Below are 17,003 nucleotides of genomic sequence, written 5' to 3'. Positions count from 1 at the left end.
GCCGGAACCACGGCCGCTCAATCCCCCATTATCGTGAGCGGAGCGCAATGCAGGTAGCGCGCGACCTTGCGCTTGGCGGCGATATCCGTCCAGACCAGCTCGACGTCGCTGGCCGAAAGGCCCGTCGCGGCGGCGATCTCGGCGGCCGGCACGGCGTTCTCCAGCCCGTAGAGGCAGATGTCCATCTTGTCGTAGGGCAGGGCGAAGTAGAACTCCTCCTGCGTCTGCGGCAGCGAATAGGTGTCGGTGGTGGGCGGGCGCGCGAGGATGTCGGCGGGCACGCCGAGATGGGCGGCGAGCTGGAAGACCTGCGACTTGTAGAGATGGGCGATCGGCTTGATGTCGGCCGCGCCGTCGCCGTTCTTGACGAAGAAGCCCTGGTCGTATTCCAGCCGGTTCGGCGTGCCGAGCACGGCGAAGTTCAGCCGGTCGGCATGGTAATATTCGAGCTGCTTGCGGGTGCGCTGCTTCATGTTGGTGGCCGCGACGATGCCGAGATAGGCACCGGCCGAAAGCCGCACCTTGCGCATTTCGCCGTCCGGCGAACGCACGACGAGCGAGGAGATGTTGTAGCCGCCCGTCGTCATCGGGTTGTCGAAGACGATCTTGGAGGCCCAGCCGGCCTCGTATTCCGTAACGGCCTCGCGGATGAAGGCGTCGCGGCGCTGATAGCAGCCCATGGCGGCAAGCGACGGGCCGATATCCTCCACGATGCTCTCGATGCCGAAAGTCTCGGCGACGCTGCGCCCGAGGCGCAGGCTTTCCGGGTCGGAATCGTTTTCCGGCATGAACAGGGCGAAGACGTTCTTCGCGCCGAGCGCCTTGACGGCGAGCGCGGCGCAGAGGCTGGAATCGATGCCGCCTGAAAGGCCCAGCACCAGGCCGCGCTTGCGCAGGTCGAGCCGCAGCCGGTCGCGCATCCAGCCGGCGATGCGCTCCACCTCCGCGGCGGGGTCGAGCACGAGCGGGGCGAAGGCGGGTGTATGAGGCTTCGGCGTGGTCATGCAGGCGATCCTGTCTCTTGGCCGGTCGGGCTGGCGGGTTCGGCGGCAAGCCGGCGGCTTGCCTTGCCGGAATCGGTCCTGGGAAGGAATTCCCGGAATTCGACTTGCTTGGGGACCATGTGGTCTTCCAGATGGCGGGCGCAGAAGCGCAGCACGTCACGCTCGGTGAGGGCCGGGTCAGAGGCGACGATCACCGCCTTGACGGCCTGGCCGAGGACTTCGTGGGGAATGCCGACGACGAGCGCTTCGGCCACGCCCGGCATGCGGCAGAGCACGTCCTCCACGGCCCTGGGCGCGACCTTCTCGCCGCGCGACTTGATCATGTCGTCCATGCGCGAGACGAAGGTGAGATAGCCGTCCGCATCCGCGGTGAAGAGATCGCCGGTATGGAGGCGCAGGGTCCCCGTGCGCGGATCGGGCCGCAGCGCGCGGCGCGTTGCGGCCTCGTTCTGCCAGTAGCCGCGCATGACGTGCGGTCCGCTGATCACCAGTTCGCCCATCGTGCCGGGCGGCACCGGCGCGCCCGCCTCGTCGACGACCTCGGCCCGGCCGCCCGGTATGGCGATGCCGACCGAGCCGCGCCGGGCGTCGATCTCGCCCGGCGGCAGCCAGCTTGCGCGGGTGCATTCGGTCTGGCCGTACATGGAATAGAGTTTCGCCTGCGGCAGGACGGCGCGCAGCCAGTCGAGATGGGCGAGCGGCATGGGGGCTGCGGCGCTGGTGACGTAGCGCAGGCTCGCAAGGAGCGAGGCATCGAGGTCGCGCGCCTGCATCATCATCGCGGCCATCGCCGGCACGAGCGGAAAGCCGGTGACGCGCTCGTCGCGGATACTCTCGAAGATCGCCTGCGGGAAGGCGAAGGATTTCTCGATGACGAGCGTCGCGCCGCAGCGCATGGCGGTGACGAGCTGGTTGAGGCCGTAGCCGAAGGACATGGGCAGCACGACGAGGATCGTGTCGGCGGCGGTGTTTTCGAGATAGGTGGTGATCGCGCGGGCCGCGGCGTCCATGTTCTCATGGGCGAGCATCACGCCCTTCGGCTCGCCCGTCGAGCCGGACGTGTAGATCAGCGCGGCAAGGTCGGTGTCGGGCAGCGGGTCGGCCGCGAGCGGCGCGGCGTGGAGCCCCGCCTCGAAGCCGGCGTCCGCCACGATACGGGGCGTCGCGGCGATTTCCGGCGTCTCGTCGAGCAGCCGTTCGAGGCGGCCTTCCGCGAAGACCAGCGCGGGCGTGCAGTCGCGCGCGATCTGCGCGAGCCTTGCGCTCTTGGTCGCCGGATTGACGGGGCAGAGGACCGCGCCGGCGATCCAGGTGGCGAAGACGCCGACGGCGGCCTGCCAGCCGTTGTCGAGGAGGACGAGGACGCGGTCGCCGCGCCCGACGCCCCGTGCGCGCAGCGTCGTGGCCATGCGGACGGAAAGATCGAGGAAGCGCGCATAGTCCAGCCGCACTTCGCCCGAGACGATCGCCGTGCGGGCGCCGTCGCGGGCTGCACTGTCCTGAAGGTATCGCTCGATCCGCATGGCCGACCCGCCGTCAGGCCGCTTGCTTGCGGGTGATGAAGGCGGCGATGCGCTCGATCGTGTCGAGATTGGCCGGCACGATGTCCGCATCGGCGACCTGGATGGCGAAGCGCTCTTCGAGGAAGCCGACCAGTTCGAGGATGCCGGTCGAATCGACGAGGTCGTTGTCGATCAGCGACAGGTCGGCGGGCAGCGGCTGGCTGTCGTCGCCAAACAGGAAATTTTCCACGATGAAGGTGCGGATGGCGGCTTTGGTCTCGTCGGACATGGTCAGCGTATCCCGGTGCTGGTTGCAGGTTCTATGGATCGCGCGGCGGCGCCGCGCAGGAGTTCGGTCGACAGGATGCCGATGAAGGCGGCGTTGTCGCGGAAGCCGGAGACCTGTCCGTTGCGGACCTTCTCCTTCAGCTTGCCGAGGGCCTGGACGTTGAAAAGCCCGCCCTCGGCAAGCCGCTCCGGCGCCAGCACGGTGTCGAGATAGGCCGGCGTTTGCGGGGCGGCGAAGCTCTCGCTGTCCGGCGCGCGGTAGGGCTGTTTCGGGCGGTCGACGATGGCCGCCGGCACGAGGCCGCGGGCGGCTTCCTTGAGGATATGCTTTTCCCGCAGGCCGAGCAGCTTGGCATCCGGCGCGAGGCCGGCGGCGAAGGCGACGACCCGGTGGTCGAGGAAGGGGAAGCGGCCCTCGACGGCATTGGCCATCATCACCCGGTCGCCCTGGCTGGACAGGATGTAGCCCGGTAGCAGGAAGGTCGTTTCGAGATATTGCGCCTGGTGCAGCGGGTGCCAGCGGGAAAAATCGGCCGGCAACTGCGCCGCGAGGTCCTCGGCGGCGTCGTAGTCGCCGAGCGCTTCCTTGAGTCCGGCGGAGAAGAACAGTTTCGCCGCGGCCGTGGAGCGGAAGCGCGGGCGGTGCGAATAGAGCGGATCGTCGAGCGCTTGCGAACCGAAGGCGAAGAAGCGGGCGAGATATTCCGGCGTCTGCTGCTTGAGGCCGGGAAGATAGGGATAGAGCCGCTGGAAGAGGCGGGGGCGGCGGACGGAGCCCGGCTGCCGGCCGCAGAAGCGCCGGACGCGGGCCTCGCGGAAGAGGTCGTAGCCGGCGAAGATCTCGTCCGCGCCCTCGCCGGTCAGCACGACCTTCATGCCGCGCTCTCGCACTCTTGCGGCGAGGAGGTGAAGCGGCACGGGCGCGGCGCGCAGGATCGGCCGGTCGATATGGCCCATCACCTCCGGCAGGTGGCGGGCGATCGCCTCCGCGCTGCATTCGACGCTGTCGGCCGTCGCGTCGAGCGTCGCCGCCATCTGGCGCTGCCAGGCGCTTTCGTCATGCTCCGCACTGCGGAAGGTCAGGGAATATGTGTGAAGGCCCCGCGTCACGCTGCGCGCGGCAAGCGCGGTGATGAGCGAGGAATCGAGGCCGCCGGATAGATAGGCGCCGACGGGTACGTCCGCGCGCAGGCGGATGCGCGTCGCATCGGCGAGCAGCGCGCGCAGTTCCTCCACCCGGCTTTCGAACCGGCCGGCGGGCTCGATATCGCCGCGGTCGGGGAAGGAGAGTTGCCACCAGGGGCGAACCTCCTGGCGGCCGTCCTCGACAATCATCAGGTGGCCGGGCGGAATTTCGAAGATGTTGCGGTAGGCGGTGCGCGGCGGGATCGGGCACCAGAGCGTGAAGACCTGGTCGAGCGCGACGGGGTCGATCTCGGCCGCCATGCCGGGCAGGGCCATGAGCGCCGCGATCTCGGAGGCGAAGAACAGCGCGCCCTCGTGCTGCGTATAAAACAGCGGGCGCACGCCCATGCGGTCGCGGGCCAGCACGAGCCGGCGGTTCCTGGCATCGTGGAGGGCGAAGGCGAAGTCGCCGTTGAGATCCGTCAGGCAGGTGGGGCCCTTTTCGGCGAGGGCGGTAAGCAGCACCTCGGTGTCCGAGGCGGTGCGGAACCTGTGGCCGCGCGCCGCAAGGTCGTCGCGCAATTCCACATAGTTGAAGATCTCGCCGTTGAAGGTGAGCGCCAGCGCCGCGTCCTCTGTGACCATCGGCTGGGCGCCGTCGGCAAGGCCGACGATGGAAAGGCGGGTATGGGCAAGGCCCGCATCGCCGCGCACGAGGATGCCGTCTCCGTCCGGCCCGCGATGGCGAAGTGCGGCGACCATGCGGCCAAGATGATCGGCTGCCCGCTCCGGCGCGATGTTGCCCCCGAAATATCCGGCGATCCCGCACATGGCCTCACCCGAACCGATCGCCGATGAGGCGCGTCCAGCCTTCGCCGGCCAGACCGTTGAGAAACACCTTGCCACCCGTCATCGCTTCCAGCAGCGCGGGGTCGCGCGAATGCACGATGGTCGAGGACGTGTGCAGGAAGGCGCATTTCTTGCCGATCATCGCCTGCAGCAGGGCGGGCTGCGTGCGCCCGCGAAGGGCGACGAGGCCGCGGGCATGGGCATTGCGCGTCAGGCGGTCGATGACCACGGCTTCCTGGCCGGGCTCGGCTATGATCTGCACGGTGCGGCCGATGCCGCCGGGATCGCCGTAGTAGAGATAGAGGCCGACCGCCCTGCCGCTCCGCGTCCTGACGGCGTGCTGGATGCGCTCGCCGTGCAGCGCCTTGGTCCGGGCATGCCCGAGCATGGTTTCCAGCAGGGGCGCGTCCCATGCGGGGCGCAGCGGGAAATGGCGGACGAACTGCCGGCACAGATCGGCAAATTCAGCGTCGTCCACCGCCGTGTCGACGAGTGCGTCGGCCTTGCCGGCGAGCGGGGTATAATGCGACCAGCTCTGCTTTCCGCCGCGTCGGCAAAGGACCGCGTCCGCGGCGCGGGCGACGGGGCGGAGCAGCTTCAGGGGGGAGAGACGCCGTGCCGCGCCTTCCAGCACGAAGGCGGCGGGCTTCATCACGCGTAGCCATTCGAGGCTGTAGGGGGCGAGCACGGTGGCGCGCATCGAGCGCCACATGTCCGTGGAGACATCGTTCGAGGTCTCGGTGAAGGAGAGGTCCTGCGGGCCGGAGAGCACGTCGCGCAACAGGCGCGCGCCGGCAAAGGGATCGCCGTCGCGGTCGTCGCAGGCGAAGGTGCCGCAATTGGCGGCCTTCAGGCGCCGCCCCTCGAATTCCATCGCCATCGGCAGCACGCCGAGGAAGCCCGAGACGCTGCCGTCCGCGCGCGCATGCACGCGCGAGCGCAGATCCGGCTCGCCGGCGGGAAAATCGATGAAGAGGGTGCGAAGATAGGTCTTGAGGTCGTCGTTCGCAGGCCGGGCGTCCTTGCGCAGCAGGCGCTGGAACAGGTCCGCGACCGCCTCCACATCCCCCGCTTCAAATGAACGCACGCTCGACATCGACACCCAACCCGCTCCTCGTGCCGCTCTCCTTACGCGAGGAGCGTGAAGAAAAGGTCAAGGGCAACCGGCAGGGCTTTTAGGGTGCGGGAAGTTTGTAACATATATTGACGATATTATAACATGAATATACGTTACATGTGGCGCTCGACGAAGCGGCGCGGCCGGAGGAGAATCCATGAACACCAGGGCGCTGCTGCTCGGCATCGACAACGGCCTGACGGTCACCAAGGCGGTGATCTTCGAGGAGGACGGCACGCCGGTCGCCGTCGCGCGACGGCGCGTGCCGCAGTCCTTCCCCAGGCCCCGCCACGTCGAGCGCGACATGGCGGGCCTGTGGAGCGCGACCGCCGAGGCGATCCGCGAGGCGATCGGCAAGAGCGGCCGGCCGGCGGGCGACATCAAGGCCGTCGCGGCGACCGCCCATGGCGACGGCCTCTACCTGCTCGACCGCGACAGGCGCCCGCTCGGCGCCGGCATCCTCTCGCTCGACAGCCGTGCCGGCGCGACCGTCGAGGCCTGGGAGAAGGACGGCGTGGCGCAGCGCGCGCTGGACCTGACCGGCCAGAGCGCCCATGCTTCCGCGCCCTCCGCCCTCCTCGCCCATATCCGGCAGCACGAGCCGGAGCGTTTCCGTGCCATCGGCCATGTCCTTGCCTGCAAGGACTGGCTGCGTTTCTGCCTGACCGGCGTCGTCGGCACCGACCTCACCGAGGCCAGCACGAGCTTCACCAATGTGCGCACGCAGGCCTTCGACAAGGCGGCGCTGGAGGTCTTCGGCCTCGGCGACCTCTGGCCGGCGCTGCCGCCGGTCGCAAGGCCCGACGAGATCGTCGGTACGGTAACGCGGGATGCAGCGGCCGCGACCGGCCTCATCGAGGGCACGCCCGTCGCCGCGGGGCTGCACGACGTGACGGCCTCGGCGCTCGGCATCGGCGGCCATGCGCCGGGCCTGCTTGCCGTCGTCGCGGGCACCTATTCGATCAACGAGCTGGTCACCGAGGAGCCGATGACCGATCCGCGCTGGTTCTGCCGCAACGGCATCCGCGCGGGCTGGTGGAATTCCATGGCCATCTCCCCGGCTTCCACCGCGAACTACGACTGGTTCCTCGACAATTTCTGCCGCGACCTCGCCCAAAAGGCCGAGCGCGAGGGGACGGACATCCACACGCTGCTGCGGCCGGAGCTCGACCAGGCGCTGGAAAAGCCGTCGGACATCGTCTTCCACCCGTTCCTCTTCGGCTCGCCCTTCGGCAGCGGCGCGAGCGCCGGCTTCTTCGGCGTGCACGGCTGGCACCAGCGGGGCGACCTCCTGAAGGCCGTGCTGGAGGGCATCGTCTTCAACCACAAGCTCCATATCGACGATCTCCTGTCGCGCGTGCCGGCGGAGCGCCTGCGCATCAGCGGCGGCGGCGCGCGCAGCCCGGTCCTGGCGCAGATGTTCGCCGATGCGACGGGTCTTGCCGTCGACGTCTCCTCCGCCGACGAGGCGGCCGCCTGGGGGGCGGCGCTCGTCGCCGGCGCCGCGGTCGGGCTCCATGCGAGCCCTGAGGCCGGCGCGGCCGCGACGACCCGCATCCTGCGCTCCTACCGGCCGGATGCGGCGCGCAGCGCGCAGCTTGCCGCGCGCTACGATCTCTATAGACAGCTTGCGGACGGGATGGCGCCCCACTGGCGGGCCATCGAGGATCTCGCAGGACGGTCGAGGGGCGTGGACGGATGAAGGCGGAAGCACGGCGCGAGGAGATCGCCGACTATATCATGCGGGCGGGCCAGGCGCGTATCGAGGATCTGGTCGAGCATTTCGGCGTCTCGCGCATGACCATCCACCGGCACATCGACGCGCTTGCCGGGCAGGGCGTGCTGCGCAAGCTGCACGGCATGGTCACCGTCCAGCCCTCCGGCCTCTACGAGAGCACGTTCCGCTACCGCGAGACGATCGGCAAGGCGGAGAAGGTGGCGCTCGCCCGCGCCGCCATGGCCTATGTCGAGGCCGGGCAGGCGGTGATGCTGGACGATTCCTCGACGGCCTGCGCGCTGGCGGACCTCCTGCCGGAGGCCCGCCCGCTCACCGTCATCACCAACAGCTACGTCTCGGCCGGCAAGCTGATCGAGGCCGAGGAGGTGGAGCTGATCAGCCTCGGCGGCAAATACCACCGCACCTACAATGCCTATATCGGCATCACCTGCGAGAAGGCGGTGGCGAGCCTTCGGGCAAACGTCCTCTTCTGTTCCGCCTCGGCCATCGACGGCGGCACGGCCTTCATCCAGGACGCGCAGGTCACCAAGGTCAAGCAGGCGATGATGGCTTCGTCGCGCCGCAAGATCCTGCTCGTCGATTCCTCGAAATTCGGCAAGGTCGCCCTCAATGTCCTCAGCGACCTTGCCGCCTTCGACGTGGTGCTGACGACGGACCGCGTCGATGAGGCGGTGAGGGCGCGGCTGAAAGAGGCCGGCGTCAAACTTCAAATCGTGAAAGCGGGCAGGAAGACATGAATGCGAACGCGGCAGGCGCCGCCGCCTTTCCCGGCGGCATGGGCGAACGAATGGCGGCGATGGAGGCGCGCGGCGCGCTCGACGTGCTCATCGTGGGGGCGGGCGTCAACGGCACGGGGCTTTTCCGCGACCTGACGGCCCAGGGGCTCGACTGCCTGCTGGTCGAGAAGAACGATTACGCCGCCGGCACCAGCGCGGCGCCCTCCCGCCTCATCCATGGCGGATTGAAATATCTGGAGACGGGGGAGTTCCGCCTCGTCGCGCAATCGACGCTGGAGCGCAACCTCCTGCTCGCCAATGCGCCGCATTACGTCAAGCCGCTGCCGACGCTGATCCCGATCTTCTCCTGGACGAAGGGCATCGGCGCGGCTTTGCGTACGCTGTTCGGCTCGAAGAGCGCCCCGCGCAACCGCGGCGCGCTGCTCGTCAAGATCGGCCTGATGCTCTACGACTTCTACGGCGCGCGCCACCGCGTCATGCCGCGCCATTCGACGGCAGGCCGCGCGGCCTCGCTGCGCGGCCTGCCGGCGCTGACGCCCGATATCGTGGCGACGGGCACCTATTACGACGCCACCGTCACCCATCCCGAGCGGCTGATCCTCGAACTCGTGCGCGACGGCCTTGCCGACAGCCCGCGGTCAGCGGCGCTCAACCATGTCCGGCTGGAGCGCGCCGACGACGGAGCCCTGACGGTGAGGAGCCTCGCCGGGGATGCCGCGGCGACCGTGCGCCCCAAGATCGTCGTCAACGCGGCCGGTCCCTGGATCGACGAGGTCAATGCCATCCTCGGCGAGCCCTCGCGCATGATCGGCGGCACCAAGGGCTCGCATATCCTGCTCGACCATCCGGACCTCCTGAAGGAGCTGAAGGGGCGGATGATCTATTTCGAGGCGGACGACGGGCGCATCTGCCTGGTCTTCGACTATCTCGGCCGCGCCCTTGCCGGCTCCACCGATATCAAGGCGGCCAATCCCGATACTGTGCGCTGCGAGCCGGACGAGGTGGAATATCTCCTTGAGAGCTTGCGCAAGCTCCTGCCGAAGCTCCGCTTCTCCCGCGACCAGATCGTCTATGTCTATAGCGGCATCCGCCCCCTGCCGGCCTCGGACGCGAAGGATCCGGGTCTCATCACCCGCGACCACGCGACACCGGTTCTCGAACCCGTCGCGGGACGGCCCTATCCGGTCTATTCGCTCGTCGGCGGCAAGTGGACGACCTTTCGCGGCTATGCGGAAGAGGTGGCCGACATGCTGCTGAAGCGCCTTGCCGTGCCCCGCAAGGTCTCCACCCGCGGCCTTCCCATCGGCGGCGGGCGCGGCTTTCCGGCGAGCGGAGCGGAGAAAGACGCCTGGATCGCCGGCCTTGCGCAAAGGACCGGACTTGCGCCGGAACGCATCGGGGAGCTGCTTGCCCGCTACGGCACGACGGCGCAGATCGTCGCGGCGCATGTCGCGGCCTTTCCGGCCGACGCGCCGCTTCCCGACGCGCCGGACTACAGCGCCGGCGAGGTGGACTATGTGCTGCGCCACGAGCAGGTCGGCGCGCTTTCGGACCTCGCCTTCCGCCGCACGACGCTGGCCGTGACCGGCCGCCTGACGGCGCGGCTGGTCGATGCGCTCGCCCTCCAGGCGGGCGGCACGCTCGGCTGGGACGAGACCCGCCGCGCCGATGAGGTCGCCGCCGTCCGCACGCGGCTGAAGACCTTCCATGGAGTGGACCTGGCGTGACCGCCGACAATCGCTGGCCTTTCGCGCGAAGCGACAGGCGAAACGCAAATCGCCCCGGCTTGCTGGGGCGATTTGCGTTTTCAGGTTCCGCTGATGGGTCAGATCGAGAGGTAGGACGAGATGATCGAGGCGATCTCGGATTGTTCGTCGCCCGCGGTCTGCGGCTCGCTCGTCCCGGTGTCTTCCGCCACCGGCTCGTCGCTTGTGGCGGAGAAGGCGAAGCTCTGCGTGCCCGCACCGCCGGCCTGCGGCAGGGCGGCGATCTGCGACGAGGTCATGGAGGCAAGCTGGCCGGGCGTGAAGGCGGCGGCCTGCTCGCTGGAAAGGCCGGCGAGCGTCGCCGTGCTGAGGCCGGAGATCGCGCTCGAACCCAGCGAGATGATATCCTCGGCCGAGAAGGTGGCGAGGTCGTCGGCACCGAGGGCTGCGGCCTGCGTCGCCGTCAGCGCGCCGATCTGGTCGGACGACAGCGCGCCGACCTGCTGGGGGCCGAGCGCCGACATCTGGCCGTAGGTGAGGGCGGCGACCTGGGCCGTCGACAGGGCGGCGATCGACCCGGTCGACAGCGCGCCGACCGTGTCGCTCGAAAGGCCGCGGATGGCCGCCGTGCCGATGGCCGCCAGCTCCTCGCTGGAGATCGTCTGCATCTGCGCGGAGGTGAGGCCGGCAATGCCCGGCAGGCTCAGCGCGCCGATCTGGTCGAGCGAGAAGGCCTCCACCTGCGCGGTGCTGAGCGCGGCGATCTGGGCGCTGCTGAGGCCGGCGATCGCGGCCGTGCCGAGCGCGGCGATCTCGCCTTCGGAGAGCGTCGCCATGTAGGCCGGCGGCAGGCCCTTGATGGCGCCGGCGCTGATGGCCGCCAGCTTGGCGGTCGAGAACGTGTCGAGGGCCTCCGTCGACAGGCCGGCAAGGGCCGACGAGCCGAGGGCGGCGATCTGGGTCGTGGTGAGCCCTTCGACCTGCTCCAGCGTCAGGCCGGCGGTCTGCGCGCTGGTGAGGCCGGCAATCCCGTCCGTGCCCAGCGCCGCGATCTGGGCGGGCGTCAGCGCGGTGACGTCGACGGCATCGAGAGCGGCCACCTGCCTGGAGCTGAGCGCGCCGAGTTGCTGGTTGGAGAGCCCGGCGACCTGCGTGGACGTGAGGGCGGCGACCTGGCTGGTGGTGAGCCCGCCTATGGCGGCGCTGCTGAGGGCGGCGATCTGGCTGGTCGAGAAGCCGGCGAGCACTGCCGGCGACAGGCCGGCGATCGCGCTGGAGCCGATCGCCGCCATGTCGGCCGTCGAGAACAGCGCGATATCGCCCGCATCGAGCGCGGCGATCTGCTGCGAACTCAGCGCGCCGACCTGGGCGGTGGTGAGCGCCTCGATCTGGTCGGCGGTCAGCGCGCCGATCTGTTCGCTCGACAGGCCGGAAATGCCGGACGGGCTGAAGGCGGCGATCTGCTCGGGGCTGAGCGCGGCGAGCATCGCCGTCGACAGGCCCGACATGGCCCGCGACGTGATCGCGGCGAGATCGGCGGGCGAGAACAGTTCCAGGTCCTCGGCTGCAAGCGCGGCGATCTGCTGCGAATTCAGCGCGGCGACCTGCTTGGTGGTCAGGGCCTCCGCCTGGCTGGTGGAAAGCGCGGCGACCTGCGCGGTGGACAGGGCCGCGATGCCGGCGGTGCCGAGGGCGGCGATCTGCTCGGTCGAGAGCAGGGCGATGTCATCCGTGCCGAGCGCGCCGATCTGCGCCGAGCCGAAGGCGGCGAGCTGGGTCTTGGTCAGCGCCTCCAGCTGGTCGCTGCGAAGGGCGTCGATCTGCGTGGATGTCAGGCCCGCGCCGTTCAGCGCGGCGATCTGTGCCGTCGTCAGGCTGGCAACGACCGCCGGCGACAGGCCGGAGAGCGCATCGGACGTGATCGCGCCCATTTCGGCGGTGGTGAAGGTGCCCATCGTGTCGGCGCTGAACGCGGCGACCTGGCTGGAGCTCAGCGCGGCGATCTGGCCGCTGGTGAGCGCCTCGGCCTGCCCGGTGGAAAGGGCGGCGATGTGGTCCGTGGTGAGGCCGGAAATACCGGTCGAACCGAGGGCGGCGATCTGCGCCGGCGAGAGGGCGGCGATATCGTCCGTGCCGAGTGCCGCGGTCTGCCGGGAGCCGAGGGCGGCAAGCTGGCTCGTGGTGAGCGCGCCGACCTGGCCGGTGGAGAGCGCGGCGATCTGGGCGCTCGTCATGCCGGCAAGGCCGGCCGGGCCGAGCGCGGCGATCTGGCTCGTCGTCAGCGAGGCCAGCATGCTGGTCGATAGGCCCGACATGGCGCCGGAACTGATGGCCGCCATGTCGGCGATGGAGAAGGTGTCGAGGTCGTCGAGATCGAGGGCGGCGATCTGGCGCGAGGAAAGGGCGGCGACCTGGCCGGTGGTCAGCGCTTCGGCCTGGGCGGTGGAAAGCGCTCCGATCTGCTCGGGGGAGAGACCTGCGATGGCGGTCGTGCTGAGTGCCGCGATCTGCGCGGTCGAAAGCGTGGCGATGTACTCCGTGCCGAGCGTCGCGATCTGCCGGGCATCGAGCGCGCGGACCTGGGCGGGCGACAGGGCGTCGAGCTGCCCGCTGGTGAAGGCCTGGATCTGCCGGGTGGAGAGGCCGCCGATGGCGGCGGTCGAGAGGGTTGCGACCTGCGCTGTCGAGAGGTTGGCGATCACGGCCGTCGAAAGGCCGGAGACCGCATCCGCGCTTATCGCGGCGATCTCGCGCGTCGAGAAGGTGGCGATATCGTCGGTGCCGAATGCGGCAAGCTGCGTCGCGCTCATCGCGCTTATCTGGGTGCTGGTCAGCGCTTCGGCCTGGGCGACGCTGAGCGCTTCGAATTGCCGCGCCGTCATGCCGCCGATGCCGGCGGCGCTGAGGGCGGCGATCTGGGCGGTCGACAGGGCCGCGAGCGTTTCGGAGGACAGGCCCGCAATGGCGCCGGAGCCGATGGCGGCGATGTCCCGGGTGGAGAAGGTGGCGAGATCGTCGGCGCCGAGCGCGCCGAGCTGGGTGGAACCGAGGGCGGCAACCTGCTGGCTGGTCAAAGCCTCGGCCTGCGCGGTGGAAAGCGCGGCGAGCTGCTGGGCGCTCATCGCGCCGATGGCGGCGGTGCTGAAGGCGGCGACCTGCGCGGTGGAAAGCGCGGCGATCGCGGCCGGCGACAGGCCGGCAATGGCGGCGGCGCTGATCATGCCGATATCCTTCGTCGAGAAGGTGGCGATGTCGTCGGTGCCGAGTTCGCTGATCTGTTCGGCCTTGAGGGCGGCGACCTGCGCGCTGGTCAGCGCCTCGGCCTGGGCGGTGGAAAGGATGGCGAGCTGCTGCGAGGTGAAGCCGGCAATGCCGCCGGCACTGAGGGCGGCGATCTGCGCGGTGGTGAGCGCGGCCACGTTGTCGGTTCCGAGCGCGGCGATCTGCTCGGAGGAGAGCGCGGCCATCTGGCGGTTGCTGAGGGTGTTGATCTGGGCCGTGGTGAGGGCGGCGACCTGGCCTGCGGTCAGGCCGGAAATGCCCACGCTGCTCAGCGCATTGATCTGCGCCGTCGTCAGCGCCGCGACGTCCGAAGCGCGCAGCGCGCCGACCTGCCCGGCATTGAGGGCGGCGATCTGGCCGGCCGTCAGGGCCGCGATCTGGTCGGAGGTGAGAGCGGCCATCTGGTCTGTGGTGAGGCCGCCGATCGAGGCCGGGTTGAGGCTGACGATCTGCGCGGTGGAAAGCCCCCCGATATCTTCGGCCAGGCCGCCGAGCTGCGCGGCATTGAGCGCCCGGAGCTGGCCGGTGGAAAGCTGGCTCACCTGCTCGGCGGTCAGCGCTTCGAGCTGGCTGCTGGTCAGGCCCGTCATGCTGCTCGTGCTGAGCGCGGCGATCTGGTCAAAGGACAGCGCCGCGATGGCGCCCGCGCCAAGGCCGGAAAGGGCCTTGAAGGTGAGGGCCGCGACCTGGGCGGTGGAAAGCGCGCGGATGTCTTCCGCCTCGAGGGCCCCGGCATGGGCGGAGTTGAGGCTGGCGATCTGCGCCGTGGTGAACGCCGCGATCTGGTCGGGGGACAGGGCCTCGATCTGCAGCGTGCTCATGCCCGGGATCGCCTCGCGGGCGAGAAGGGCGATCCGGCTGGTTGAAAGACTGGACAGGGCGTCGGCGTTGAGCCCGAAAATGGCCCTGCTGCTGATGGCCGCGAGGTCCGCGCTCGAGAAGGTCGCGATGTCCTCCGCGGTCAGCGCGGAAAGCTGGGCGGCGGTCAGCGCCTTGACCTGCGTCGGCGTGAACGCCTCGATCTGCGCCGTGCTCAGCGCATCGATCTGGTCGGGCGTCAGGCTCGCGATGACACCGGCGCCAAGCGCCGCGACCTGGTCGGTGGTGAGCGCGGCGAGGAAGGCGCCGTCCAGGCTGGCGGACTGCCGGGCGGTGAGGCCGGCGATCTGTGTGGTGGAGAGCGCACGGACCTGCTCGTCGGAAAGCCCGGTGAAGGCGTCGGACGTGATGCCCTGCATGGCCCTGACGCTGATCGCCGCCATGTCCTCTTCGGAGAAGGTGGCAAGGTCGTCCGGGCCGAGGGCGGCGATCTGCTGGGCGCTGAGCACGCGGACCTGCGCGGGGGAGAGGGCCTCGACCTGCTTGGGGGAAAGGGCGGCGATCTGCACGGGTTTCAGGCCGGTGATGGCGCTGGTGCCGATGGCCGCGATCTGGTCGGCGGAGAGCGCGGCGATGGCGTCGCTGCCGAGCCCGGATATGGCATTGGCATTGATGGCGGCGATCTGCTCTTCCGTGAGCGCCATCACGTCCTCGGGACCGAGCGCGGCGACCTGCGTCGCGCCGAACGCGGCGATCTGGGCCGTGGACAGGGTCTCGAACTGCTCTGCGAGGAGGGCGCGGACCTGCGCGCCCGTCAGGCTGCCGAGCGCGTTGCCGGTGAGGGCGGCGACCTGCGCGGTGGACAGGTTCGCGATGACGGCGGTGCCGAGGCCGGAAATGCCGCGATTGGTGATCGCCGCGATGTCCTCGGTCGAGAATGTGGCGATCGCGTCCGGCCCGAACGCGACGAACTGGTGGGCGCTCATCGCGCGGACCTGACTGGGGATGAAGGCCTCGACCTGTTGTGTGGTGAGCGCGGCAAGCTGTGTGGACTTGAGTGCCGCGACCTGCGCGGTGGTCAGTGCCGCGATCTGCTCGGGGGAGAGGCCGGCGATGGCATCGCTGCCGAGGTTGGAGAGCGCACTTGCCGAGAGGACGGCGATTTCGGCGGTCGTGAAGGCTTGCAGCGCCTCGGGGGAAAGGGCGGTGGCCTGCCGGGCCGTCAACACCTTGACCTGCGCGATGGTGAACGCCTCGGCCTGCTCGGCGTCGAGGGCGGCGATCTGCTGCGTCGTCAGGCCGGGGATCGACTTCACGTTGAACGCGGCGATCTGGGCGGTGGAGAGGCCGGCGATGCCGTCGGCGGTGAGGCCCGACAGCGCGCTTGCCGAAAGGGCGGCGATGTTGGCCGCCGGGAAGGCCGCGAGGTCGTCGGCCTCCAGGGCAGAGATCTGCGCGGCGGTGAGGGCCTTTGCCTGCACGGGCGAGAAGGCCCCGATCTGGTTGAAGTCGAGGGCGGCGATCTGCGCGGTGGTCAGCCCCGGGACGGCGGTGCTGCTGAGGGCGGCGATCTGGAGCGGGGAGAGCCGCGCGATGCCGTCGGTGCCCAGTGCGGCGACCTGCCGTGCGGAGAGCGCGTTGATCTGCCCCGTCGAGAGCGCCTCGATCTGCGCCTGAGAAAGGGCGGCGAGGGCGGTGCTGTTGAGCCCCTTGAAGGCGATGGTGTTGATAGCGGCAAGGACGTCGCCGGACAGCGCCTCGATGTCGTCGGCGCCGAGCGCCCCGACCTGTGCCATGTTCATCCCCCGCACCTGATCGGACGAGAGGAGGCCGATCTGGTCAGGGCTGAGGGCGTTGATCTGCATCACCGTCAGGGACTGGATCGCGGACGGGCTGAGGGCCCTGATCTGGTCGGCCGTAAGCGCTCCGATCATGCCCATGCGCAGGCCGGAGATCGCGCGGCTGGAGATCGCGGCCATGTCCTCGCTGGAGAAGGTGGCAAGGCCCGGCGACCCCATGGCATTGAGCTGCTGGCCGCTGAGCGCGCGGACCTGCGTCGGCGTCAGCGCCTCGATCTGCGCGGCGGTCATGGCGTTGATCTGCGTGTCCCTGAGGCCGGTCACGGCGCTGGAGCTGAGCGCGGCGATCTGGGCCTCGCTGAAGACGGCGATCGCCGCGACGCTGAGCGTGGCGATCTGCGTCGGCTTCAGGAGGGCGATCTGCGCGGTCGTCATCGCCGCGATCTGTTCCGGGGTCAGCGACGTGGTCTGGGCCGGGGTGAAGCCCGCGACGGCGACCGGCGTCATCGCGGCGATCTGTTCGGGGGAAAGCGCGGCGATGGCCGCGGTGCGCAGAAGCTGTACGGCCTTGTAGCTGATGGCCGCCATGTCTTCGGTGGAGAAGGTGGCGATGTCCACCGGGTCGAGGGCGGCAAGCTGCGCGGCGCTCAGCATGCTGACCTGCAGGGCCGTCAGCGCCTCCGCCTGGTCCGACGACAGGCCCTTCACCTGGGTCGCGGTGAGGGCGGCGACCTGCAGCGGCGCCAGGCTTTCGATGGCGTATTTGTCGAGCGCGCCGATCTGGTCCAGCGACAGGCCGATGATGGCGTTCTGCGAGATGGCGCTCAGTTGCCGGGTGTCGAGGACCTCGATGTCCTCCACTTCCAAGGCCGCGATCTGCCTGGAGGAAAAGGCGTTGATCTGGCTGGTGGAGAGCGATGCGACATCCTCCGTCGTCCAGGCCGAAATGGCCGACGTGGAGAGCTGCTTGATCTGGGCGATGCTCAGGGAGGATACGATGGACGTCATGGGCAAAGTCCTAAATTATGGAATCGTGC

9 protein-coding genes are annotated in these 17,003 nt (G+C 69.5%); 3 read left to right on the top strand and 6 right to left on the bottom strand.

Features of this window, described 5'->3' with window-relative positions; all coding sequences use genetic code 11:
- Positions 1-17: 17 nt before the first annotated feature.
- From nadE to AB3G45_RS04630, 5 genes are read right to left on the bottom strand one after another with little or no spacing between them, the layout of a single operon-like run.
- On the bottom strand, positions 18-1,004 hold the full coding sequence (gene nadE / locus AB3G45_RS04650) for an NAD(+) synthase (protein ID WP_367829471.1): 987 nt from the start codon (positions 1,002-1,004) through the stop codon (positions 18-20).
- On the bottom strand, positions 1,001-2,527 hold the full coding sequence (locus AB3G45_RS04645; RefSeq protein ID WP_367829470.1) for a class I adenylate-forming enzyme family protein: 1,527 nt from the start codon (positions 2,525-2,527) through the stop codon (positions 1,001-1,003). Before AB3G45_RS04645 ends, nadE begins: the two co-directional genes overlap by 4 nt.
- Before the next feature lie 13 nt (positions 2,528-2,540).
- Positions 2,541-2,795 (bottom strand): acyl carrier protein, encoded by a 255-nt coding sequence (locus AB3G45_RS04640; protein WP_367829469.1) that lies wholly within the window; start codon positions 2,793-2,795, stop codon positions 2,541-2,543.
- A gap of 2 nt (positions 2,796-2,797) precedes the next feature.
- Positions 2,798-4,750, bottom strand: a complete 1,953-nt coding sequence (gene asnB, locus AB3G45_RS04635) for an asparagine synthase (glutamine-hydrolyzing) (protein ID WP_367829468.1) — start codon at positions 4,748-4,750, stop codon at positions 2,798-2,800.
- Positions 4,751-4,754: 4 nt separating this feature from the next.
- Positions 4,755-5,864: a hypothetical protein gene (locus tag AB3G45_RS04630; protein WP_367829851.1), complete on the bottom strand. Its 1,110-nt coding sequence runs from the start codon at positions 5,862-5,864 to the stop codon at positions 4,755-4,757.
- Positions 5,865-6,042: 178 nt separating this feature from the next.
- Here AB3G45_RS04630 and AB3G45_RS04625 point away from each other — a divergent pair, with 178 nt between their 5' ends.
- Genes AB3G45_RS04625 through AB3G45_RS04615 form a run of 3 tightly spaced genes read left to right on the top strand, consistent with a single transcriptional unit; the run spans position 6,043 to position 10,087 of the window.
- Positions 6,043-7,587 (top strand): FGGY-family carbohydrate kinase, encoded by a 1,545-nt coding sequence (locus tag AB3G45_RS04625; RefSeq protein ID WP_367829467.1) that lies wholly within the window; start codon positions 6,043-6,045, stop codon positions 7,585-7,587.
- Positions 7,584-8,360 carry a DeoR/GlpR family DNA-binding transcription regulator gene (locus AB3G45_RS04620; RefSeq protein WP_367829466.1) on the top strand — a complete coding sequence of 259 codons (777 nt, stop codon included), beginning with the start codon at positions 7,584-7,586 and terminating at the stop codon, positions 8,358-8,360. Before AB3G45_RS04625 ends, AB3G45_RS04620 begins: the two co-directional genes overlap by 4 nt.
- A 38-nt stretch (positions 8,361-8,398) precedes the next feature.
- Positions 8,399-10,087: a glycerol-3-phosphate dehydrogenase/oxidase gene (locus AB3G45_RS04615; RefSeq protein ID WP_367829850.1), complete on the top strand. Its 1,689-nt coding sequence runs from the start codon at positions 8,399-8,401 to the stop codon at positions 10,085-10,087.
- Between the two features lie 98 nt (positions 10,088-10,185).
- Here the strand turns inward: AB3G45_RS04615 and AB3G45_RS04610 are convergent, their stop codons facing one another.
- On the bottom strand, positions 10,186-16,974 hold the full coding sequence (locus AB3G45_RS04610; RefSeq protein ID WP_367829465.1) for a beta strand repeat-containing protein: 6,789 nt from the start codon (positions 16,972-16,974) through the stop codon (positions 10,186-10,188).
- Between the last annotated feature and the right edge of the window lie 29 nt (positions 16,975-17,003).

Source organism: Shinella sp. S4-D37 (genome assembly GCF_040812195.1).
In the GTDB taxonomy this organism is placed as follows: domain Bacteria; phylum Pseudomonadota; class Alphaproteobacteria; order Rhizobiales; family Rhizobiaceae; genus Shinella.
This window is presented reverse-complemented; position numbering and strand designations above follow the sequence as displayed.